This is a genomic window from Streptomyces sp. NPDC049541 (assembly GCF_044465725.1).
GTDB lineage: Bacteria > Actinomycetota > Actinomycetes > Streptomycetales > Streptomycetaceae > Streptomyces.
This window is the reverse complement of the sequence record NZ_JBITLY010000003.1, coordinates 182,283-204,828: the sequence shown is the minus strand read 5'-3', so window position 1 is coordinate 204,828 and position 22,546 is coordinate 182,283. Positions and strand designations below refer to the sequence as shown.

Annotated in this window: 19 protein-coding genes and 1 riboswitch; of the genes, 10 read left to right on the top strand and 9 right to left on the bottom strand. The window is 69.2% G+C overall.

Features of this window, described 5'->3' with window-relative positions; genetic code table 11:
* The first annotated feature begins 46 nt into the window (after positions 1-46).
* The 4 genes from ACIBW9_RS13215 to ACIBW9_RS13200 all read left to right on the top strand — a co-directional run bounded on the left by ACIBW9_RS13215 (position 47) and on the right by ACIBW9_RS13200 (position 2,396).
* On the top strand, positions 47-364 hold the full coding sequence (locus ACIBW9_RS13215) for a cupin domain-containing protein (RefSeq protein WP_016437004.1): 318 nt from the start codon (positions 47-49) through the stop codon (positions 362-364).
* 149 nt (positions 365-513) lie between these two features.
* Entirely contained in the window at positions 514-726 is a 213-nt protein-coding gene (locus tag ACIBW9_RS13210) for a DUF5326 family protein (RefSeq protein ID WP_030938815.1), read from the top strand.
* 306 nt (positions 727-1,032) lie between these two features.
* On the top strand, positions 1,033-1,860 hold the full coding sequence (locus ACIBW9_RS13205; protein WP_398954326.1) for an IclR family transcriptional regulator: 828 nt from the start codon (positions 1,033-1,035) through the stop codon (positions 1,858-1,860).
* Positions 1,861-1,958: 98 nt separating this feature from the next.
* Positions 1,959-2,396 (top strand): SsgA family sporulation/cell division regulator, encoded by a 438-nt coding sequence (locus ACIBW9_RS13200; protein WP_398954324.1) that lies wholly within the window; start codon positions 1,959-1,961, stop codon positions 2,394-2,396.
* 143 nt (positions 2,397-2,539) lie between these two features.
* Here ACIBW9_RS13200 and ACIBW9_RS13195 read toward each other — a convergent pair whose 3' ends face one another.
* Positions 2,540-3,964: a YibE/F family protein gene (locus ACIBW9_RS13195; protein ID WP_398954322.1), complete on the bottom strand. Its 1,425-nt coding sequence runs from the start codon at positions 3,962-3,964 to the stop codon at positions 2,540-2,542.
* 71 nt (positions 3,965-4,035) lie between these two features.
* Positions 4,036-4,225, top strand: a riboswitch (TPP riboswitch).
* On the opposite strand from ACIBW9_RS13195, the gene thiC reads away from it, so the two are divergent.
* Complete coding sequence (gene thiC, locus ACIBW9_RS13190; protein ID WP_398954320.1) at positions 4,218-6,020, top strand: phosphomethylpyrimidine synthase ThiC; 1,803 nt, start codon at positions 4,218-4,220, stop codon at positions 6,018-6,020. It overlaps the preceding riboswitch by 8 nt.
* 157 nt (positions 6,021-6,177) lie before the next feature.
* On the opposite strand, the gene ACIBW9_RS13185 is transcribed toward thiC, so the two are convergent.
* The 3 genes from ACIBW9_RS13185 to ACIBW9_RS13175 form a co-directional block, all read right to left on the bottom strand.
* Entirely contained in the window at positions 6,178-7,047 is an 870-nt protein-coding gene (locus tag ACIBW9_RS13185; RefSeq protein ID WP_398954318.1) for a hypothetical protein, read from the bottom strand.
* A 193-nt stretch (positions 7,048-7,240) separates the two neighbouring features.
* Positions 7,241-8,323: a metallophosphoesterase gene (locus ACIBW9_RS13180; protein WP_398954316.1), complete on the bottom strand. Its 1,083-nt coding sequence runs from the start codon at positions 8,321-8,323 to the stop codon at positions 7,241-7,243.
* A gap of 201 nt (positions 8,324-8,524) precedes the next feature.
* Positions 8,525-9,637, bottom strand: coding sequence for a LacI family DNA-binding transcriptional regulator (locus ACIBW9_RS13175; RefSeq protein ID WP_115907106.1), 1,113 nt, complete (start codon positions 9,635-9,637; stop codon positions 8,525-8,527).
* 397 nt (positions 9,638-10,034) lie between these two features.
* On the opposite strand from ACIBW9_RS13175, the gene hisC reads away from it, so the two are divergent.
* Positions 10,035-11,114 (top strand): histidinol-phosphate transaminase, encoded by a 1,080-nt coding sequence (gene hisC, locus ACIBW9_RS13170; protein ID WP_398954313.1) that lies wholly within the window; start codon positions 10,035-10,037, stop codon positions 11,112-11,114.
* A 7-nt stretch (positions 11,115-11,121) separates the two neighbouring features.
* Here hisC and ACIBW9_RS13165 read toward each other — a convergent pair whose 3' ends face one another.
* Entirely contained in the window at positions 11,122-11,496 is a 375-nt protein-coding gene (locus tag ACIBW9_RS13165) for a cyclophilin-like fold protein (protein WP_398954311.1), read from the bottom strand.
* A gap of 146 nt (positions 11,497-11,642) precedes the next feature.
* Between ACIBW9_RS13165 and ACIBW9_RS13160 the strand changes: the two genes are divergently transcribed.
* The 4 genes from ACIBW9_RS13160 (at position 11,643) to ACIBW9_RS13145 (ending at position 18,946) form a co-directional block, all read left to right on the top strand.
* Positions 11,643-13,151 (top strand): cytochrome ubiquinol oxidase subunit I, encoded by a 1,509-nt coding sequence (locus ACIBW9_RS13160; RefSeq protein WP_398954309.1) that lies wholly within the window; start codon positions 11,643-11,645, stop codon positions 13,149-13,151.
* Between the two features lie 18 nt (positions 13,152-13,169).
* A complete protein-coding gene (cydB, locus tag ACIBW9_RS13155; protein WP_398954307.1) occupies positions 13,170-14,174 on the top strand; it encodes a cytochrome d ubiquinol oxidase subunit II in 1,005 nt (334 codons plus the stop codon).
* 59 nt (positions 14,175-14,233) lie between these two features.
* Complete coding sequence (cydD, locus tag ACIBW9_RS13150; RefSeq protein ID WP_398954304.1) at positions 14,234-17,746, top strand: thiol reductant ABC exporter subunit CydD; 3,513 nt, start codon at positions 14,234-14,236, stop codon at positions 17,744-17,746.
* A 141-nt stretch (positions 17,747-17,887) separates the two neighbouring features.
* Positions 17,888-18,946, top strand: coding sequence for a peptidoglycan DD-metalloendopeptidase family protein (locus tag ACIBW9_RS13145; protein ID WP_398954302.1), 1,059 nt, complete (start codon positions 17,888-17,890; stop codon positions 18,944-18,946).
* 15 nt (positions 18,947-18,961) lie between these two features.
* On the opposite strand, the gene ACIBW9_RS13140 is transcribed toward ACIBW9_RS13145, so the two are convergent.
* The 4 genes from ACIBW9_RS13140 to ACIBW9_RS13125 form a co-directional block, all read right to left on the bottom strand.
* The gene (locus ACIBW9_RS13140; RefSeq protein ID WP_398954300.1) at positions 18,962-19,849 is read right to left on the bottom strand and encodes an HAD hydrolase family protein; all 888 of its coding nucleotides are present in this window, start codon (positions 19,847-19,849) and stop codon (positions 18,962-18,964) included.
* 75 nt (positions 19,850-19,924) lie between these two features.
* On the bottom strand, positions 19,925-20,836 hold the full coding sequence (locus ACIBW9_RS13135; protein WP_398954298.1) for an LLM class flavin-dependent oxidoreductase: 912 nt from the start codon (positions 20,834-20,836) through the stop codon (positions 19,925-19,927).
* A 93-nt stretch (positions 20,837-20,929) separates the two neighbouring features.
* Positions 20,930-21,478: an RNA 2'-phosphotransferase gene (locus ACIBW9_RS13130; RefSeq protein WP_398954296.1), complete on the bottom strand. Its 549-nt coding sequence runs from the start codon at positions 21,476-21,478 to the stop codon at positions 20,930-20,932.
* Between the two features lie 123 nt (positions 21,479-21,601).
* Positions 21,602-22,534, bottom strand: a complete 933-nt coding sequence (locus tag ACIBW9_RS13125) for a MerR family transcriptional regulator (protein WP_398954294.1) — start codon at positions 22,532-22,534, stop codon at positions 21,602-21,604.
* Between the last annotated feature and the right edge of the window lie 12 nt (positions 22,535-22,546).

Genomic DNA, 22,546 nt, shown 5'->3' with positions numbered 1-22,546 from the left:
GCAGACGAGATCGGTCACGAGCACTGGGACGAGGGCGACAAGGGCGATGAAGGCATTCCGGCTGGACGAACTGGAGGCGGAACGTGCCGCCAACGAGGGTGCCTACCTGCAGTTTCTGCGTGAGCGGAACATGTCCGTCGGTCTGTATGCGCTCAATGCCGGCGAACATGATCCACAGAAGCCGCACAACCAGGACGAGGTCTACTTCGTCGTGAGCGGCCGCGCCTCGATCACCGTCGGTCTGGAGACCACCGAGGTCGCCCGCGGCAGCGTGGTCTACGTGCCGGCCGGCGTCGCCCACAAGTTCCACCACATCAGCGAGGACCTGCGGGTGCTCGTTGTGTTCTCTCCGCCGGAAAGCTGACCCGCCGTCTCGGGGTTCCCTAGGGGATCAGTCAGGGGAGGACAAGGGATGCGAGGCCCCCGCGGGGGCGCCTGTCGGCCCTAGCATCGAGTGCAGGACATCAAGGGGCCCCTGCACAGCAGTCGGGCGGAGAGGTAAGGACGAGCGCAATGGGTGAGATCTTCGGCGGACTGCCGTGGTGGGTGAAGTGGATTGCGGTGCCGGTCATCGCCCTCGTCGTCTTCGGCGGGCTGATAGCCAGCGTCGTCGGCTTCGTCATCGGGCTGCTGTTCAAGCTTCTGGTCTTCGTGGCACTGGTCGGCGGACTGATCTACGTCGTGCGGAAGTTCACGTCGAGCTCCTCGTCGCGCAGCGACTGGTGAGGGCCCTGGGACACCGGTGATCGGTAACAGGAATCACCGGTTCCCTCGCGCGAGGGAAGTTTTCCGGACAGGGCGCATCAAGGCGCGACCTGGCCATTAGAGTCCGGAATTCGACGCGGGGGCGACCCCGCGAGCGGCGTACACCCCTCCCGTGTTCCCCACGGCACGGGCAGCCCCCTCGCGCTTCGGGAGTGACCCTTGGCCACGGTAGACACCGCACCCACGGATCCCCACGTACCCCCCACCCCAGCACCCGGACATCGCATCAGGCCCCCCGAACAGCCGGGCCCCGCCACGCAGGAGCGCGTGCCGGCACCCCGCGCATCCTCGCGCCTGACCGCACCACCGGTGCAGCCGTCCCCGGAAACCGCTCCGGCGCAGCCGCAGTCCGCAACCCTCATCGGATCCGTCCAGCGCGCGATGCGCCTGCTGGAATGCGTCGCCGGGCACGAGCACGGAGCCCCCGCCAAACAGCTCGCCCGCGAGACCGGTCTGGCGCTCCCGACGGCGTACCACCTGTTGCGGACCCTCGTCCACGAGGGCTATCTGCGCCGGGACAAAGGCCTGTTCTTCCTCGGTGACGCGGCGGTGCGACTGAGCAGCAGCGGAGCCCAGCAGAAACGTCGCAGCACGATCGTCGACGCGCTCGCCGGCTGGCGGGACGCGATCGGTGTGCCCGTGTACTACGCCGTCTACAGGGACGGCGAGGTCGAGGTCATGTGCGTCTCGGACACCCCGGGCAACCCGGCCGTCGAGGAGTGGGCCGACTTCCGCGAGACCGCACACGCGCATGCGATCGGCCAGTGCCTGCTGTCCCAGCTGGACGACGCGGCCCGCCGCGACCACCTCGACCGCTACCCCGTGCAGTCCATCACCCCGTACACCGTCCGTGACAGCCACACCCTGCTGCGGCGGCTCGAGCGGACGCAGCGGATGGAGCCGGTGACGGAGCGGCAGGAGTACGCGCTGGGGACGGTCTGCGCCGCGATCCCGATCACGGTGGGCGCGACGGCCGCGACGATGGCCATTTCTCTGCCCTCGAATCAGGCCGACCGGCTGATGTCCGCGGCCCGGCAACTGCAGAGCGAAATCGGAAAGCTGATGGGGTCACTCGCGCTCTCTATCAGTATCTGAAAACTCACTCCTTGTGATCTGTCGTGTACGTTCAGCAAGATTCCACCAGTGTCAGGGGATCACTCCCAGCCGGTCGGCTTCACATGACGGGGTAGGCGATGCGCGAGTCCGTACAGGCAGAGGTCATGATGAGCTTTCTCGTGTCCGAGGAGCTCTCCTTCCGCATCCCGGTGGAGCTGAGCTACGAGAGCTGTGATCCCTATGCCGTGAGGCTTACCTTCCACCTGCCCGGAGATGCGCCGGTGACCTGGGCGTTCGGTCGTGAGCTCCTCATCGACGGGGTGTGCCGGCCGTGTGGGGAAGGGGATGTGCGCGTCTCACCGGCCGAACCCGACTCCCTGGCAGAGGTCCTGATCCGGCTTCAGGTCGGCCGCGACCAGGCGCTGTTCCGTGCGTCCACGGCGTCGCTCATCGCGTTCCTCGACCGCACCGACAAGCTGGTGCCCCTCGGTCAGGAGGGCTCCCTCGCCGACTTCGACGCCCACCTCGACGAGGCCCTGGACCGCATCCTGGCGGAGGAGCAGAGCGCGGGCTGAGACGGGACGGCGGGGGCCGGCCGGAACGCTTCTGCGTGGGACGCGGAGGACGCAGTAACGCTTCTCCGTGTCTCCATGTGCACGGCAGCTGGAGTCCGTCCCGCCCCGACCGTCTGTTCATGCGTGCCCGAGTGGCCCTCGCCTCACCGCTTGCGCCGTCGGCCCCGTCCGGCGCGCGCCGCGGCAGGTGCTGCGCCCGCGGTGCCCGCGACCTGCTCCGGTCCGGGACGGTCGGCCGCGACCACCAGTGCCGCGAGGAGGGTCGTGACCGGCACGGAGGCGACCAGGCCGATCGAGCCCACCAGCGTGCGTACGATCTCCTCTGCCACCAGTTCGCTGTTGGCGACCGTCCCCACGCCGCTCTGTGCGATGGAGAAGAGCAGCAGCAGGGGCAGCGCGGCGCCCGCGTAGGCGAGGACGAGGGTGTTGACGACGGATGCGATGTGGTCGCGGCCGATGCGGATGCCCGCCCGGTACAGCCCCCGCCAGCCCATCGACGGATTCGCCTCGTGCAGCTCCCAGACCGCCGACGTCTGAGTGACCGTCACGTCGTCGAGGACACCGAGCGAACCGATGATGACACCGGCCAGCAGCAGGCCGCTCATGTCGATCGACGGGTACAGGCCGTGGATCAGACCGGTGTTGTCGTCCGTGTTGCCGGTCAGGGCGGCCCAGCCGATGAACTCGGAGCCGAGCAGGCCGATCAGGACGAGCGAGAGCAGCGTGCCCAGCACCGCCACGGAGGTGCGGGCCGACAGACCGTGACACATGTAGAGCGCGATCAGCATGATGGCGCTCGATCCGATCACGGCCACGAGCAGCGGATCCGAGCCCTGCAGGATCGCGGGCAGGATGAAGAAGGTCAGCACCATGAAGCTGACGGCCAGCGCGATCAGGGCCATCACTCCGCGCATCCGGCCCACCACCACGACGGCGAGCGCGAAGATGCCGGCCAGCAGCGCCATGGGAAAGCGGCGGTTCACATCCGCGACCGAGTACTGCAGGTCCTTCGGCGCGGAGGGCTCGTAGGCGGCGACGACCTTCTCACCCTCGTGCAGTTGCCGAGACTGGTCCGGCTGCACGATCTCGGTGAACGTACGGCCCTTGTCCTTGCCTGTGTCGACGCGGATCGTCGCCTTCTTGCAGGTGCCCTTCGCCTGCTGTTGGGCGGAGGAGCCCTCGGCAGTGGAGGTGTCCCCTGTCGGAGTCTCGCCCGAGGCGTTCACCGACTTGCAGCTCACGCTCACGACCTCGACGACCGTCGCCTGCTGGGTCTGCCGGTCGAAACCCACACCGGTGCGCTGGTGCGGCGGGGCGCCGCCGGGCCACAGGACCACGAGCCCGACCGCCACGGCCGCGGCAAACGGGATGAGGATGGCGGCGATGACCTTGCGCAGGTGCTTGGAGACGGGGGCCGCAGGACCGTGGCTGTGCGAGTGACCGTGCCCGCCACCGGAACCATGGCCGTGCCCGTGCCCCCCACCGGAACCATGGCCCCCGCCGTCTCCGGAGCGGTGTCCGCGGGGCGGCTCCGGAGGAGGGTAGGAGGGCTGATGTGTCGTGGTCACCGCCAGATCATCGCAAGAACGACAGGGGCCCTCTGTTCAGCGCGCCCGAATTGACGCTAGCGTGGAGGCACCTTTGCACACGCGGGAGCTCGGAGCACCGGGCTGAGAGGGCGCTGACCTCCGTCCCAGCGATGTTTCACGTGGAACATCACCGAAGTCGAGTGATGTTCCCCACGAAACGTCGACAGACGGAAGCCGCTGCGTCGACCGCCGAACCTGTTACCGGGTAATGCCGGCGTAGGGAGTAGGTCTCATGACCAACAAGGACGCACGCACGCCTGCCTCCAACCAGGACGAACAGCCCCTTCAGGGCGAATCGTCCCAGGAGGCCGGGAAGTCCATCGGCTGGCACAAGGCGTATGTCGAGGGCTCACGCCCTGATCTGCGGGTGCCGGTCCGTCAGGTGCATCTCACCAACGGGCAGTCGGTCACGCTGTACGACACCTCGGGCCCGTACACCGATCCGCTCGTCGACACCGATGTGCGCAGGGGACTCGCTCCGCTGCGCGAGAACTGGATCATCGCGCGCGGTGACACCGAGGAGTACGCGGGCCGTCCCGCCCGTCCCGAGGACGACGGGATCAAGCACACCTCTCCACGAGGCGGTCTGCGCAACCTCGATGCGGTCTTCCCGGGTCGGCCGCGCCAGCCGCGCCGCAGTCGCGACGGCCAGGCGGTCACGCAGCTCGCGTACGCCCGCCGCGGAGAGATCACGCCGGAGATGGAGTACGTGGCTATCCGGGAGAACGTCTCGCCCGAGGTGGTCCGCGAGGAGATCGAGGCGGGCCGCGCGGTACTGCCGGCCAACGTCAATCACCCGGAGATCGAGCCGATGATCATCGGCAAGCGGTTCCTGGTGAAGGTCAACGCCAACATCGGCAACTCCGCGGTGACGTCCTCCATTGAGGAGGAGGTCGAGAAGATGACCTGGGCGACCCGCTGGGGCGCCGACACGGTCATGGACCTTTCCACGGGCCGCAACATCCACACCACGCGTGAATGGGTGCTGCGCAACTCCCCCGTCCCCATCGGCACGGTGCCGCTCTATCAGGCCCTGGAGAAGGTGGACGGCCGCGCCGAGGAGCTCACCTGGGAGATCTACAAGGACACCGTCATCGAGCAGGCCGAGCAGGGCGTGGACTACATGACGGTCCACGCGGGCGTCCGTCTGCCGTACGTCCCGCTCACGGCGAACCGCAAGACCGGCATCGTCTCGCGTGGCGGTTCCATCATGGCCGCGTGGTGCCTCGCGCACCACAAGGAGTCGTTCCTGTACGAGAACTTCGAGGAACTCTGCGAGATCCTGGCCGCCTACGACGTAACGTACTCGCTGGGCGACGGCCTCAGGCCGGGGTCGATCGCGGACGCCAATGACGAGGCGCAGTTCGCGGAGTTGCGCACGCTCGGGGAACTCAACCGGATCGCCAAGCGTTTCAACGTACAGACCATGATCGAGGGCCCGGGACACGTCCCGATGCACAAGATCAAGGAGAACATCGACCTTCAGCAGGAGATCTGCGATGAAGCTCCGTTCTATACGCTCGGCCCGCTGACCACGGACGTCGCACCGGCGTACGACCACATCACCTCCGGCATAGGTGCCGCGATGATCGCCTGGTGGGGCACGGCCATGCTCTGCTACGTCACGCCCAAGGAGCACCTGGGCCTGCCCAACCGTGACGACGTCAAGACCGGTGTCATCACCTACAAGATCGCCGCCCATGCAGCCGACCTCGCCAAGGGGCACCCCGGGGCGCAGGAATGGGACGACGCGCTGTCCGACGCCCGCTTCGAGTTCCGGTGGGAGGATCAGTTCAACCTCGCCCTGGACCCCGAGACGGCACGGGAGTTCCATGACGAGACCCTCCCGGCGGAGCCGGCCAAGACCGCCCACTTCTGCTCGATGTGCGGGCCGAAGTTCTGCTCGATGAAGATTTCCCAGGACATCCGCCGCGAACACGGCGGAAGCCGTGCCGAGATCGAGCAGGGCATGGCCGAGAAGTCGAAGGAGTTCGCGGCCGCGGGCAACAGGGTGTACCTGCCGATCGCGGACTGACGTATGCCGGGGTGAGTCGCTTCCCTGACGTGGAAGACGGTCCCGCTCCTCGGTGTGAGGTGCCGTGCGGCGGAGCCGTCGGCGCTGTCGGTGTTCGGCTTGCGCTCCCCCTGCGGGCCCTGACGGGCCTTCTGATGCGGGGGGCGCAAGCCGACGGTTACTCCGGCTGGTGTTCCGGGCCTCCGAAGTCCGGGCTGGTGTAGTCCGGGCTGGTGAAGCTCGGGCGCGGGCTGGGGGTCGAGCCGTCGTCCGGGCTGCTGAAGCCCGGCCGGTCGTAGCCGAGGTGAGGCATGCGGCTGGTCGACGTCGGCGGAGTCGCGGTGTGCAGCGCCGCGGCGGTGCCGGGGTCGGCGAGTGCCTCCCTGAGGAACGGCATGATGCCGCGCTCCAGGAGCGCTTCGCGCCAGGCTTCTTTGGCCGCGGCCACTTCCCCGCTCAGCTCGCCGTACGGTCCGGACTCGAGCGAGGGCTGGTTGCGCAGGGCGGTGAGCAGCAGCCCGACAGCGGCGACGAGGATCGCGGCCGCGGTCATGGCACCGAACACCCAACCGGCGGTGATCATGGTTTTGCCAAACACCTGTTTGGGTTCCAGTGACTTGATGATGTACCCGACGAGCAGGAAGATCACCGCAGCTGTTCCGGCGAGGACGGGGGTGAGGACGGCGGCGACGGCGACGGCGCCCGCGCCGGCCGGCTCGGCGGCCTCGCCGAGGGTGGTGGCGAGCCCCGCTGCCGCCGCGCCCGGCTCCGCAGAGCCGGATTCACGGGTGGACGGCGGGGTGGACGACGCCGGCTGGCGCAGTTCCTCGCGGACCTTCACGTAGTGCTGGTACTCGGCCGCAGCGGCCACCGTGATGAGTGCGGTGGCGTTGAGCGCCATCGTGCGCAGCTGTTCGGGGTTGAGCCGCTTGCCGACAGCGGCCAGTTCCGGGCGGTTTGGGGCGGAGCGCAGCGCCTCATCGAGGACCCGCTCGTACTCCTGGCGGTCCTCGCTCAGCAGGTGCTGCGGAACGCTGTTCATGTGCATCCCCCGATGCTCCGTAGGGCTTGGGGCTCGCATGCCAACGAGCCGTCGGGCAGAAACGGAGGGGAGCCTGCTACGGATAAGCCGATGGTAGAGCGGTGACGGCACACGGTGACAGGGGGTTTGAAGAAATTGGGCCCTGGCCTGCGCCGTTTGTCGCGGTTCCGCCCTGGGGGGACACCTGCCCTGTGAAGGGTCAGATATCCAGCGGCAGTTGCTGGACCAGCAGCTTTCCGGCCATGGTCACTCCGCCGTCCATCGCGATGGCGAGTCCCTCGGCGTAGACGTGCGGTCCTTCGACCACAGGCCCTGCGCTGTCCTCGCCCTCCTCGGAGCCGACCTCGCCCAGCAGATACGGAATGGGGCTGTGACCGTGAACAATCCGCGTGCCGCCGTACGTATCCAGCAGGGAGCGTACGGCGTCTGCACCGCCCTCGTCGCGGAAGGAGAACCGCTTGGTGAACTTGCGGAACAGATCCCAGCATTCGTCGGCGTCGTTGCGCGTGAGCGTTTCGCGGACGGTGTCGTTGACCGCCTCGATCGAATCGCCGTAATCCAGGTAGGCGGTGGTGTCCGAGTGGACGAGCAGATAGCCGTCGACCTCCTCGACGGCGTCCAGGCGGGCCATCCACTGCAGGTGATGGTCCTGGAGACGGTCCATGTCGGTCTTCTGGCCGCCGTTGAGCAGCCAGGCCGCCTGGAAGGTGGCGGTGCCCGCACCGGAGTTGACGGGGGTGTCGCCGAACCGCTTGGCGCCCAGCAGCAGCAGTTCGTGGTTGCCCATGAGGGCCTTGCAGTAGCCACCGGCCGCGGCCGCCTCCGCGGACAGCCGCATCACGAGGTCGATGACGCCGATGCCGTCCGGGCCGCGGTCGGTGAAGTCGCCGAGGAACCACAGCCGGGAGGTGCCCGCGCACCAGTTGCCCGCGGCGTCGACGAGGCCCTGCTCCTGGAGGGCGGCCACCAACTCGTCGAGGTAGCCGTGCACATCACCGACGACGTACAGCGGGCCCGCGCCGTCCGTCTGCTGCGGGATGGGGAGGGGCGCGGGGTCGACGGGCACCTGAAGCGTGTCACCCCGGTTGATGACCGGCAGGTCGCGCTGCGTCGGGGTGTACCCCTCCGGGTGGTCGGCCGGCTCCTCGACGGGTCTGGCGACGTCGCCGGGGTATGTGCTGTGGCCGTACGGACCGGTCTCGTGGACATACGCCGGTACCCGGAAGTCGCGCAACGTCGCCGTCCGCTCCGTCTCGGGTCCCTGACCGGCCCCCTGAGTCATCAGACCCCTCCACCATCGCGCCGCATCTGCACCGCTTCGGACTGCCTGGTCGCAGCGGCCCGCGGTGTCGTGGGCCCATCATAGGAATGCCGATCGCGCCATGTGATGACCCAGGGGTGGTGAATCGGAGGAAGAGTCCAGTTCACCGCGGCTTTCGCCCCGATTGGGCAGGGCTTCGACCGCCTGCTGACGGCCTTGGTTCTACTTCTCTTCGGGCGACCGCGGCGCGCTGACGGTCGTACGCGGCGGACGTCGCTGGGACGAGGTACGCACGATCAGCTCCGTCGGTATCACCTGCTCGACCGGTTGGTCCGATTCGACCCCCTCGATCGCGTCGATGAGGAGCTGCACCACGGCCGTGCCGATGCGGCGCGGCTTCAGGGAGAGCGTGGTGATGGGCGGTTCGGTGTTGGCGTACACGGTGGACTCGCTGCAGCAGACCAGAAGCAGGTCGTCCGGTACCCGCAGGCCGTAGCGGCGGGCCGCGGCGAGCAGGTCGGTGCCGTTCGGGTCGAACAGGCCGTAGACGGCGTCGGGCCGGTCGGGGCGGGCGAGCAGCCGGTCGGCGGCGACGGCGCCCGCGCACGGGTCGTGCGCCGGGTAGGCCTCGTACACCGGGTCCTGTCCGACGCGTTCGCACCAGCGCAGATACGCCGTGGTCGACAGGTGGGTGTACGTGTCGGTCGAGGTTCCCGTCAGCAGTCCGATGCGGCGCGCTCCGGCGTCGGCCAGGTGGTCGAGGATGCCGAGTACGGCGGCTTCGTGGTCGTTGTCGACCCAGGCGGTGACCGGGAGGGAGCCGGCCGGGCGGCCGTCGGAGACGACGGGCAGGCCCTGCCGGACCAGTTCGCTGACCACCGGGTCCTGGTCGGAGGGGTCGATGACGACCGTGCCGTCCAGTGCGACGTTCGACCACACGTCGTGGCGGGAGGTGGCGGGCAGGATGACCAGGGCGTAGCCACGGGCGAGCGCGGCCGAGGTGGCGGCGCGGGCCATCTCCGCGAAGTAGGCGAACTCGGTGAAGGTGAAAGGTTCATCCCCGTACGTCGTCACGGTCAGGCCGATGAGGCCCGACTTGCCGGTACGGAGGGTTCGGGCCGCTGCCGACGGGCGATAACCCAGCCGGTCGGCGACCTCTCGGACATGACGCCGGGTGGCGTCCGGGAGCCGGCCCTTGCCGTTGAGGGCGTCGGAGACGGTCGTGATGGAGACTCCGGCGGCGGCGGCAACGTCTCTGATACCCGCCCGGCCCGGCCGGCTGCCTCGGCGTGAGGTTTCCGCGCGGCTCACCTGGTGCTTCCCTGCTGCTGTCATGGCGAGCCGATAGTAGGGCTCATGGAGCGGGGTAGGGCGGACGCATATGCACGCGTTGACAGGCACGTTTCTGCAAGGTCATATATCGTCAACTACCTTTGAAACAAAGGCGGTTGAACGATCCAATAGAACTACGTAACTTGTCGGCGCGCATGGGCCTGCCAAGCCCCCGATGTTTCGAAGAGGTCTCAACTCACCTTGATGGGCGATGCGCGCCAGGGCGCGAGCCACCGGCGCATAGATATATGTGGCCGCGCCCCCTGGTTCGTCTGCCTACGGGTGGTGATGCCCCTGATGTGCATGTGACGGATGAGGTTCGTCCTCGGCTGTACGCAGCGGCGCCTAATCCTCATAAGGTGAGCAGTATTGGAAGCCGGTGGTCATGAGGAGGACTGCGGTGAGCGAGACGAGCCCCAAGCTGCGCGCCGAGCTGGAGGGTATCCCCACCTACAAGCCGGGCAAGCCTGCCGCGGCCGGCGGTCCGGTGGCCTACAAGCTGTCCTCCAACGAGAACCCGTATCCGCCGCTGCCCGGTGTGATGGAGACGGTGACGGCCGCGGTCTCGTCCTTCAACCGCTACCCCGACATGGCCTGTACCGGCCTGATCAGCGAGCTGTCGGACCGCTTCGGCGTCCCGCTCTCCCACCTGGCCACCGGCACGGGTTCGGTCGGTGTCGCCCAGCAGCTGATCCAGGCGACCAGCGGCCCCGGTGACGAGGTCATCTACGCCTGGCGGTCGTTCGAGGCGTACCCGATCATCACTCAGATCAGCGGCGCGACCTCGGTACAGGTGCCGCTGACCCCGGGCGATGTGCACGACCTGGACGCGATGGCGGACGCCATCACCGACCGGACGCGCCTCATCTTCGTCTGCAACCCCAACAACCCGACCGGCACGGTGGTACGGCGCGCCGAGCTGGAGCGGTTCCTCGACCGTGTGCCCGGCGATGTGCTGGTCGTGCTGGACGAGGCGTACCGCGAGTTCATCCGCGACACCGAGGTGCCGGACGGCGTGGAGCTGTACCGCGAGCGGCCGAACGTCTGCGTGCTGCGCACGTTCTCCAAGGCGTACGGTCTCGCGGGCCTGCGCGTCGGCTTCGCGATCGCCCATGAGCCGGTGGCGGCTGCGCTGCGCAAGACGGCGGTGCCGTTCGGTGTGAGCCAGCTTGCGCAGGAGGCGGCCGTTGCCTCGCTCCGCGCCGAGGACGAACTGCTCGGCCGGGTGGGCTCGCTGGTCTGTGAGCGCAACCGCGTGGTCGACGGGCTGCGCGCTCAGGGCTGGACCGTGCCCGAGACCCAGGCCAACTTCGTGTGGCTGCGGCTGGGGGAGAGCACGGTCGCGTTCGCGGCGGCGTGCGAGCAGCACGGCGTGGTGGTCCGGCCGTTCCCGGGCGAGGGTGTGCGGGTGACGGTCGGGGAGACCGAGGCGAACGACATCTTCCTGAAGGTGGCGGAAGGGTTCCGCAAGGAGCTCTGAGTCGGCGTTACTCGTCTACGAGTTCCACGCGCACCGGATCGCCGTCCCGGACCGTGGCGAGGAGTACGGGGTCGCCGTCGACGCGGCCCAGGACGTTGCACGGGCTCGCGAGGCGGCATTCGTCGCCTCGCGAGATCGGGGTGGGCCCGTAGGGGAGTGCGAGGGCGTCTCCGTCGGTCCAGAAGGCGACGGTGCCCGGGTCCACGACCTGCCTGGCCGATGTTTCACGTGGAACCGAGACGCCCGTGTCGAAGTAGACCTCCTCGCCCCAGGTACGGGCGGTGGAGGCGAGCGGCAGCGCCTTGCTGAGGGCCTGCACGGTCGGGGTGTCGTCGAGGGTTGCGGTGAGGTGGCCGGCAGGCCACGAGATCCGTATCTGCACGGCAGGCAATTCAACAAGGTGTTGAACCTGCCGCCAAGGGGTTGACGTGACACAGAAGACACGACCCCCCTGCTGATCGGCGAAAACGGGTGCGTCATAATTGCTTGTGAATGTGAACGCTTTCACAAGCGGTAAGGAGCGGCGACGTGAACCTGGCTTTGGCGCCTGAGACCCTGGCGCGATGGCAGTTCGGTATCACCACCGTCTACCACTTCCTGTTCGTCCCCCTGACGATCTCGCTGGCCGCTCTCACGGCCGGCCTGCAGACCGCCTGGGTGCGCACGGAGAAGGAGAAGTACCTCAGGGCGACCAAGTTCTGGGGCAAGCTGTTCCTGATCAACATCGCGATGGGTGTGGTCACCGGCATCGTGCAGGAGTTCCAGTTCGGCATGAACTGGTCCGACTACTCGCGCTTCGTCGGTGACGTCTTCGGCGCTCCGCTGGCCTTCGAGGCCCTGATCGCGTTCTTCTTCGAGTCGACCTTCATCGGCCTGTGGATCTTCGGCTGGGACAAGCTGCCCAAGCGGATCCATCTGGCCTGCATCTGGATGGTCTCTATCGGCACGATCCTGTCGGCGTACTTCATCCTCGCGGCCAACTCCTGGATGCAGCACCCCGTCGGCTACCGGATCAACAAGGCGAAGGGGCGCGCCGAGCTCACCGACTTCTGGCATGTGCTCACCCAGAACACCGCGCTGGCCCAGGCGTTCCACACCCTTTCCGCGTCCTTCCTGACCGGAGGCGCGTTCATGGTCGGCATCGCCGCCTTCCACCTGTTCCGCAAGAAGCACGTCCGGGTGATGAAGACCTCGCTGCGGCTGGGCCTGGTCACCGTCGTCATCGCCGGTCTGCTCACCGCGATCAGCGGCGACACCCTCGGCAAGGTCATGTTCAAGCAGCAGCCGATGAAGATGGCCGCCGCCGAGGCGCTGTGGGACGGCCAGAAGTCCGCGCCGTTCTCGATCTTCGCGTACGGCGACGTGAGCAAGGGCCACAACACCGTCGAACTGTCGGTCCCCGGCCTGCTGTCGTTCCTCGCCGACGACAACTTGCACTCGTACGTCCCCGGCATCAACGACACCAACAAGGCCGAGCAGGAGAAGTACGGTCCCGGTGACTACCGGCCCATCATCCCGGTCACCTTCTGGGCGTTCCGCTGGATGATCGGCTTCGGCATGGCCTCCTTCGCCATCGGCCTGGCCGGACTCTGGCTGACCCGTAAGAAGTTCATGCTGCCGCAGCATCTGAGGGTCGGTGACGACGAGGTGCCGCATCTGGTCCTCTTCAGGAACAAGGCACTCAGCCCCAAGCTCAGCAGGCTGTACTGGCTGGTGGCGATCTGGACCCTGGGCTTCCCGCTGATCGCCAACTCCTGGGGCTGGATCTTCACCGAGATGGGCCGCCAGCCGTGGGTCGTCTACGGCGTCCTGCAGACCCGGCATGCGGTCTCCCCCGGCGTCTCCCAGGCCGAGGTGCTCACCTCGATGATCGTCTTCACCACGCTCTACGCCATCCTCGCCGTCGTCGAGGTCAAGCTGCTGGTGAAGTACGTCAAGGCAGGCCCGCCCGAGCTCACCGAGGCCGACCTCAACCCGCCCACGAAGATCGGCGGCGACACCCGTGACGCCGACAAGCCGATGGCCTTCTCGTACTAGGCCGAGGGAGATCGAGTCATGGAACTTCACGACGTCTGGTTCGTCCTGATCGCCGTCCTGTGGACCGGCTACTTCTTCCTGGAGGGCTTCGACTTCGGGGTCGGCATCCTCACCAAGCTGCTGGCGCGGAACCGGCCCGAGAAGCGGGTGCTGATCAACACGATCGGTCCCGTGTGGGACGGCAATGAGGTCTGGCTCCTCTCGGCCGGCGGTGCGACCTTCGCCGCCTTCCCCGATTGGTACGCCACGCTCTTCTCCGGCTTCTATCTGCCGTTGCTGATCATTCTGGTCAGCCTGATCGTGCGCGGTGTCGCCTTCGAGTACCGGGCGAAGCGGCCCGAGGAGAGCTGGCAGCGCAACTGGGAGACCGCGATCTTCTGGACCTCGCTGATCCCGGCGTTCCTGTGGGGCGTCGCCTTCGGCAACATCGTGCAGGGCGTGAAGATCGACAAGAACTTCGAGTACGTCGGCACCGTCTGGGATCTGCTCAACCCGTACGCACTGCTCGGCGGGCTCGTGACCCTCACGCTGTTCACCTTCCACGGGGCCGTGTTCACGGCGCTCAAGACGGTCGGGGACATCCGGGAGCGGGCACGGAAGCTGGCGACGGTGGTCGGTCTCGTCACCGCCGTGGTGGCGCTGATCTTCCTGCTGTGGACGCAGGTCGACAGCGGTGACGGCAAGAGCCTGGTCGCGCTCGTCGTGGCCGTGGCCGCGCTGGTCGCCGCCCTGGTGGCGAACCAGGCCGGGCGCGAAGGCTGGTCGTTCGCGCTGTCCGGGATCACGATCGTGGCCGCCGTGGCGATGCTCTTCCTGTCGCTCTTCCCGAACGTCATGCCGTCGTCGCTCAATGGGGACTGGAGCCTCACGGTCACCAACGCCTCGTCGAGCCCCTACACCCTGAAGATCATGACCTGGTGTGCGGCGATCGCCACGCCGATCGTCCTGCTCTACCAGGGGTGGACCTACTGGGTGTTCCGCAAGCGGATCGGTACGCAGCACATCGCTGACGCCGTGCACTGAGTCCGAGGTGGGCATGTTTCACGTGAAACATGCCCCTTGAGGAAGAGGGTGTGTTTCACGTGAAACCGATCGACCCGCGGCTGCTCCGCTACGCCCGCGCCACCCGCCTCTTCATAGTGGCGGTCGTCGGCCTGGGCGTGGTCGGTGCGGCGCTGGTCATCGCTCAGGCGATGCTCATCGCCGAGGTGGTGGTGGGTGCCTTCCAGCACGGGAAGACGGTGGGCGACCTATGCGCTCCCCTGCTGCTGTTGGCCGCCGTCGCCGGTGGCCGAGCACTGCTCTCATGGCTCACCGAACTCGCGGCGCACCGGGCGAGCGCGGCGGTGAAGTCGGAGCTGCGGGGCCGGCTGCTGAAGCGTGCTGTCGAGCTGGGGCCGGGATGGCTGAGCGGGCAGCGGACCGGCTCGCTCGTTGCCCTCGCCACCCGTGGGGTCGACGCCCTCGACGACTACTTCTCGCGTTATCTGCCGCAGCTGGGACTCGCGGTGGTCGTACCGGTGGCGGTGCTGGCCCGGATCGTCACCGAGGACTGGGTCTCGGCGGCGATCATCGTGGGGACCCTGCCGCTCATTCCGGTCTTCATGGTCCTGATCGGCTGGGCCACCCAGTCGCGGATGGACGGTCAGTGGCGGCTGCTGTCCCGGCTGTCCGGACACTTCCTGGATGTCGTCGCCGGGCTGCCGACGCTGAAGGTGTTCGGGCGGGCCAAGGCCCAGGCCGAGTCGATCAAGCGCATCACCGGCGAGTACCGGCAGGCGACCATGCGGACGCTGCGGATCGCCTTCATCTCGTCCTTCGCGCTGGAGCTGCTCTCCACGCTGTCGGTCGCGCTGGTCGCCGTGACGATCGGCATGCGGCTCGTGCACGGTGAGATGGACCTGTACATCGGCCTTGTCATCCTCGTCCTCGCGCCCGAGGCCTATCTGCCCTTGCGGCAGGTCGGGGCGCAGTACCACGCGGCGGCGGAGGGGCTTGCGGCGGCCGAGGAGATCTTCGCGGTCCTGGAGACGCCTGTTCCGGCAGCGGGTACGGGGGCAGTGCCGACGGGCGGTATCGCCTTCGAGGGGGTGACGGTTCGGTATCCCGGAAGGTCCGAGGACGCCGTGTCGGATGTGTCCTTCGCCGTCGAGCCCGGCGAGACCGTCGCGCTCGTCGGGCCGAGCGGGGCGGGCAAGTCGACGCTGCTGAACGCCCTGCTGGGGTTCGTGCGGCCGGCCGCGGGGCGGGTGCGGGTCGGGGGAGCCGATCTCGCCGAGGTCGATCTCGAGCAGTGGCGGTCGAGGATCGCCTGGGTGCCGCAGCGGCCGCACCTGTTCGCCGGGACGATCGCCGAGAACGTACGGCTGGCCCGGCCCGACGCCGACGACACCGCCGTACGCAAAGCGCTGGGCGATGCCGGGGCACTGGAATTCGTGGACGGGTTGCCCGGGGGCGCCCAGACCGTGCTCGGGGAGGACGGGGCCGGGCTTTCCGCCGGGCAGCGGCAGCGGCTCGCGCTGGCTCGCGCGTTCCTCGCGGACCGGCCTGTACTGCTGCTCGACGAGCCGACGGCCGCCCTGGACGGCGCCACCGAGGCCGAGGTCGTGGAGGCGGTACGGCGGCTGGCGGTGGGGCGGACGGTGCTGCTGGTGGTGCACCGGCCGGCGCTGCTGAGCGTGGCGGGCCGGGTGGTACGGCTGGATGCGTCGGACGCGGCAGCGCCGCTGGAGCGGCCTGTGTCCCCCGCCCCTTCCGCGCAGTCCGCAGCTACGACGTCCGAGGTTCTCCCCGTCGAGGCCCCTCCGGAGGAGACCGGGACAAGCGGTCCCACGACGGGCACGCGCGCTGTCCTCGCCCGCGTCCGGGCCATGTCCGGCCCCCGGCGCGGTCGTCTCGCCCTCGCCCTGCTGCTCGGCAGCCTTGCACTCGGCAGTGCCGTCGGGCTCATGGCCACCTCCGGGTGGCTGATCTCGCGGGCCTCGCAGCAGCCGCCCGTGCTGTATCTGATGGTGGCCGTGACCGCGACGCGGGCCTTCGGTATCGGGCGGGCCGTCTTCCGGTACGCCGAGCGGCTCGTGTCGCACGACGCGGTGCTGCGGATGCTCGCCGACACGAGGGTCGCCGTCTACCGGCGGCTGGAGCGACTGGCGCCCGCCGGGCTGCGCCGCGCCCGCCGGGGCGACCTGCTCTCACGGCTCGTCGCCGATGTGGACGCCCTGCAGGACTACTGGCTGCGCTGGCTGCTGCCCGCAGGGTCCGCGGCGATCGTGTCCGCCGCGTCCGTCGGCTTCACCGCCTGGCTGCTGCCCCAGGCCGGCCTCGCACTCGCCGTCGGACTGGTGGCGGCCGGAGCCGGGGTCCCGCTCGTCACCGGTGCCGTGGCGCGCCGCGCCGAACGCAGGCTGGCCCCCGCCCGAGGGGTCCTTGCGACCCGCGTGACCGATCTGCTCACCGGCACCGCGGAGTTGACCGTCGCCGGCGCCCTGCCGACTCGTACCGCCGAGGCACGGCGCGCCGACGGCACGCTCACCCGGATCGCCTCGCGCGCCGCCACCGCCACCGCGCTCGGCGACGGTCTCACCGCGCTGCTCTCCGGGCTCACGGTCGCCGCCACGGCCCTCGTCGGCGCCCAGGCGGTCGCCGACGGGCGGCTGAGCGGCGTGGCGTTGGCCGTCGTCGTCCTCACCCCGCTGGCTGCCTTCGAGGCGGTCCTCGGGTTGCCGCTCGCCGTGCAGTACCGGCAACGGGTGCGCAGAAGCGCGGAGCGCGTGTACGAGGTCCTGGACGCGCCCGAGCCGGTACGGGAGCCGGAGCAGCCCCGGCAGGCCCCCAGCTCCCCCTTCCCGGTCGTCCTGAAGGATCTGACCACCCGGTACGAAGCGCAGGACCGGGATGCGCTCGGCGGTCTCGACCTCACCCTCCACCAGGGACGCCGGATCGCCGTGGTCGGGCCGTCGGGCTCCGGCAAGACGACGCTGGCGCAGGTGCTGCTGCGCTTCCTGGACCCGGTCGCGGGCTCGTACACGCTGGCCGGCGTGGACGCCCAGGCGCTCGACGGCGACGACGTACGACGGCTCGTCGGGCTGTGTGCCCAGGACGCGCACCTCTTCGACAGCTCGGTACGCGAGAACCTGCTGCTGGCGAAGAAGGACGCCACCGAGGGCGACCTGCGCGACGCGCTGGCCCGGGCCCGGCTGCTGGACTGGGCGGACAGCCTGCCCGACGGGCTCGACACACTGGTCGGCGAACACGGGGCACGGCTGTCGGGGGGACAGCGGCAGCGCCTCGCGCTGGCCCGTGCACTCCTCGCCGACTTCCCGGTTCTCGTGCTCGACGAACCCGCCGAACACCTGGACCTGCCGACGGCCGACGCCCTCACCGCCGACCTACTGGCAGCCACCGAGGGCCGCACGACCCTGCTCATCACACACCGGCTGGCCGGCCTGGAGGCGGTCGACGAGGTCGTCGTCCTGGACGACGGACGGATGGTGCAGCACGGGTCGTACGCCGAACTGGCCGCCGTGCCAGGGCCGTTGCGGGCGATGGTGCAGCGGGAGGCGGAGACGGAGCTGCCAGCCGGAGCGACGTCGTAGCACGAGCCCAGCGCCCATGGTGCGGCAGACGCCTACCGATCGCGTCGCGGGCGTCCGTACTGAGCCATCCGGGGTGCTGCTTCCCCCAGGCGTAGGACTTGAACATGACCGGTCCCTGCCGGTCGGGTCACGATCGCTGACATGCGCTCATTCCGCCGTCGTCCGCAGCTCTTTCTGGCCCTGTTGTGGGCGCTCGTCCTGCTGGTGGCCCGGCCCCCGGAGGCGATGGGCGTGGGCGACGGGGACGAGATCGGCAGCGGCATCAGCGCCCAGGTCCAGCAGCTCTACGAGGATGCAGCACTGGCCACGCAACAGTACGAAGCGGGTCGCCAGGAGGCCGACGTGCGGCGGGCGGAGGCCGAGCAGGCCCAGGCGCTGCTGGACGGTGAACGGCAGGAGATCGCCCGGCTGCACGAGGACCTCGGCCGGATGGCGCGCGCCCAGTACCGCACCGGCGGCGGCCTCCCGACGGCCGCGCAGCTGATCCTCGCGGACAGCCCGGAAGCGCTGATGCGCAGTCAGCACGTCCTGGTGCAGGCGAATCTGGCTCTGGCCGGGTCGGTCGCCAGGAGCCGCCGGGCCGAGGCACGCTTCGCCGCCGACGAGGCCAAGGCCAGGGCGGCATGGCAGGCGCTGGAGCAACGGGACATCGAACTCGCCGCCGTGAAGGACACCATCGAACGGAAACTGGAGGAGGCGCGTGGGCAGTTGCAGGGGCAGGCGGCGGCTTCCGTCGCGGCAGGCAGCTGCCCCGGCTCCGTCCGGCTCCACCAGCCGTCGGCGAAGTTCACGAGGCCATGGGTTGCGCCCGTGGAGACGTACGTACTGTCCGCCGGCTTCGGCAGCGGTGGCGACCGGTGGGTGAACCGGCACACCGGGCAGGACTTCGCGGTACCGATCGGCACGCCCGTGCGGGCGGTGGGCGCGGGACGCGTGGTGAGCGTGTCGTGCGGAGGCGCCTTCGGCATCGAGATCGTGATTCAGCACCCGGGCGGCTACTACACGCAGTACGCCCATCTCGCCGCCGTCGCCGTCGACCAGGGCCAGCGGGTGGACACCGGGCAGTGGATCGGTCAGTCGGGCACCACCGGCAACTCCACCGGCCCGCATCTGCACTTCGAGGTGCGCGTCACCCCTGAGATGGGCTCCGCGGTGGACCCGGTGCCTTGGCTCGCGGCACGAGGCGTCCGCCTCGCATGACGTGGAGGACCAGGCCTAAGCCCGCTCTGCCAGCATCCGCTCGATGACCAGCGCCACCCCGTCGTCGTTGTTGGCGACCGTGCGGCCCGAGGCCGCGGCGATGACGTCCGGATGCGCGTTGCCCATCGCATAGGACCGGCCGGCCCAGGTGAGCATCTCCACATCGTTCGGCATGTCCCCGAAGGCGACGACCTCCTCGTGCGAGATGCCGCGCTCCGCGCAGCACAGGGCGAGCGTGCTCGCCTTGGAGACGCCGGGGCCGCTGATCTCCAGCAGGGCGCTGGGACTTGAGCGGGTGACGTTCGCCCGGTCGCCGATGGCGAGACGGGCCGTGGTGAGGAAACCGTCCGGATCGAGGGACGGGTGATAGGCAAGGATCTTCAGCACCGGCTCGGCGGCACCGGGCCCGTCCGGCGCCAGCAGGTCCTCGGCCGGCATGAGGTTGTCCGGGATCTCCATGTGCAGCTTCGGATAGTCCGGCTCCTGATGGAAGCCGTATGTCTGCTCCACGGCGTACACCGTGCCCGGCGCCGCGTCGCGCAGCAGCGTTACGGCGTCCAGGGCGTTGTCCCGGGCCAGCTCCCGCACCTTCACGAACCGGTGGGCGCCCGGGCCGCCGTGCAGGTCGACCACGGCCGCGCCGTTGCCGCAGATCGCCAGGCCGTGGCCGTGGACATGGTCGCTGACGACGTCCATCCAGCGGGCCGGGCGGCCGGTGACGAAGAAGACCTCGATGCCCGCGTCCTCGGCGGCGGCGAGGGCGGCGACCGTGCGCGGGGAGACCGACTTGTCGTCCCGCAGGAGGGTGCCGTCGAGATCGGTGGCTATGAGCCGCGGCGCGGCGGCGGCGGCCGGGGTCTCGGGCTGTCGAGTCGCTGAGGTCACCCGCCCATTCTCCCGCATATGCCCGCACGGCCGTGCGGGAGGCCGCACAGGTGAGTGGTTACCGTCCTGATCAGCACTGTCACAGCCGTCCGCTCAGTCGAGTTGCGCCGCGGCCTCCATGGCTATCTGCTCGAAGACCTTCTCGTCGGCGGCGAAGTCGGAGTCCGGTATGGGCCAGTGGAGCACGATCTCGGTGAAGCCCAGCTCCCGGTGGCGGCCCGCGAAGTCCACGAACGCGTCGAGCGACTCCAGCGGCCGACCGCGGTCCGGGGTGAAACCGGTGAGCAGGACCTTGTCGAGCTCGGTCACGTCCCGGCCGATCTCGGCGCAGGCCTCGGCAAGCTTTGTGACCTGACCGCGAATGGCTTGAATCGACTGTTCAGACGTGCCGCGCTCGTACAACTTGGGGTCGCCCGTGGTCACCCACGCCTGCCCGTACCGCGCGGCGAGCCTCAGCCCGCGGGGGCCGGTCGCCGCCACCGCGAAAGGCAGCCGGGGCCGCTGCACACAGCCCGGTATGTTGCGCGCCTCGTGCGCCGAGTAGAAGTCGCCCTCGTACGACAGCCCCTCCTTGCCGTCCTCGGTCAGCAACCGGTCCAGGAGCTGGACGAACTCGGCGAACCGGTCCGCGCGCTCCCGCGGGGTCCAGGGCTCCTGCCCCAGCGCCGTGGCGTCGAAGCCGTTGCCACCCGCGCCGACACCGAGGGTGAGCCGGCCCGAGGAGAAGTCGTCGAGGGAGATCAGCTCCTTCGCGAACGGCACCGGGTGGCGGAAGTTCGGCGAGGTCACCAGGGTGCCCAGCCGCATCCGCTCGGTGACGGCCGCCGCCGCGGTCAGGGTCGGTACGGCACCGAACCACGGGCCGTCCCGGAAGCTGCGCCAGGACAGGTGGTCGTAGGTGTAGGCGGTGTGGAAGCCGAGCTGCTCCGCGCGCTGCCATGCCGAACGGCCGCCCTCGTGCCAGCGGCGGTACGGGAGGATCACAGTGCTCAGATGCAGACTCATGCCCCCGAGACTAAGCGGCCGCACTGACAACGGACGAAACGGTCACCGTGCGCAGTCACATCGATACGCACCGAGCCGGGCGGGAGCCGGGCGTCAGTGCGTCTGGGGGAAGCGGAGGTACTGAGGCGGCACGGCCTTGGTGAGCCACACCCCGTTCTCACTGACGTGGAAGACATGCCCGTCGCGGTGCATGGCGGCCGCGTCCACGGACAGCACGACGGGCCGGCCGCGGCGGGCGCCGACACGGGTGGCGGTCTCGCGGTCCGGCGAGAGGTGCACGGCGTGCCGGTTCATGGGCCGCAGCCCCTCGGCGCGGATCGCGTCCAGGTTGCGGGCCACGGTCCCGTGGTAGAGGTACGGCGGCGGGGTGGCCGGGGCGAGTCCGAGGTCGATCTCGACGCTGTGGCCCTGGCTGGCGCGGATCCGGATGCCCTCGACGGCGAAGCGTTTCTTGTCGTTGACGGCGACGACGTGGTCCAGCTCCTCGCGGGTGAAGCGGAAACCGTGCGCGGCGGCCGCGGCGATCAGCACGTCGATCTCGGCCCAGCCGGCCTCGTCGAGCGTCAGCCCGATCCGCTCGGGCTGGTGGCGCAGGTGTTTCGAGAGGTACTTCGACAGCTTTACGGTGCGTCTTTCTTCCATCCGTTCAGCATGACGGGAGAGACGCGGATCACGCAGATTATTTTGGCGGGCAGGTTTGATCCACAGCCAACTAGTGTTATCCACAGGCCAGTTGGCCGTTCTGTGGACAACTTGGCATACATGTCAGTCCCGTTCGTCAAGATCGCCTGGGGGCACCTCCCTTGACGTGAGCGCGTCCAACGCCCGTGCGTGCACCTCCCGTTCAGCCGCCAGACGCACGAACTCCGCCGCCCCCTCCACTCCAACCAGCCCTTCCACCGCCCGCATCGTCTCCGCGGGCAGCGACACGAAGCGTGCCGCGGGACGGCCCGGTGCGGTGTCCCCGGCGCCGAGCTGCTGCCGCAGTTGCCGTACCGCCAACAATCGCATGGCCCGCGCGAGTTCCGCATCCACCGTCTGCTGTGCGAGGGGCCGCAGTCGCCGTACGAGCGAGGCGGCTTCTGCCGCGTCCGCGTCCGTCGGGCGGTGCGGTCCTTCGAGGTAGCGGGCGAAGACGTGCTCGGTGGTGAACTCCAGGAAACGGGCCGCGATGTGCTCGATCTGGCCCCTCAACTCCCGCAGATGGCCCGAGATCGCCGCCAGCGGGACGCCCGCGGCATGCAACTCGACGGCCACGACGAGCTCTTGGGGGCTCGGGACGAGGAAGGTGTTCTCGTCGCCGGGAACCGGCTCCAGGACTCCCAGCTCCACGGCGTCGGCGACAGCCGCGTCGTCGGGGTCGCCGCCGAAGCGCTCGTCCAGTTCGGCACGCGAGATCCGTACCGCCTCCTCGTCGGTCCACGGGCCGTCGACCTCGGCCACCAGCCCGAGCACCCCGCTCAGGCCGCGGCCCGCGTCCCAGGCCTCCAGGAGCTCCTTGATGGAGGCCAGGGTGTAGCCGCGGCCCAGGAGGTCGGCGATCTGGCGCAGGCGGGCGAGATGCGCGTCCGAGTAGAGATTGGCGCGGCCGCGACGCTCGGGACGGGGGAGGAGGCCGCGGTCCTGGTAGGCGCGGATGGTGCGGACGGTGGCGCCGCTGTGGTGCGCCAAGTCCTCTATCCGGTACGGCGACTGCATGCCGAGTGCCTC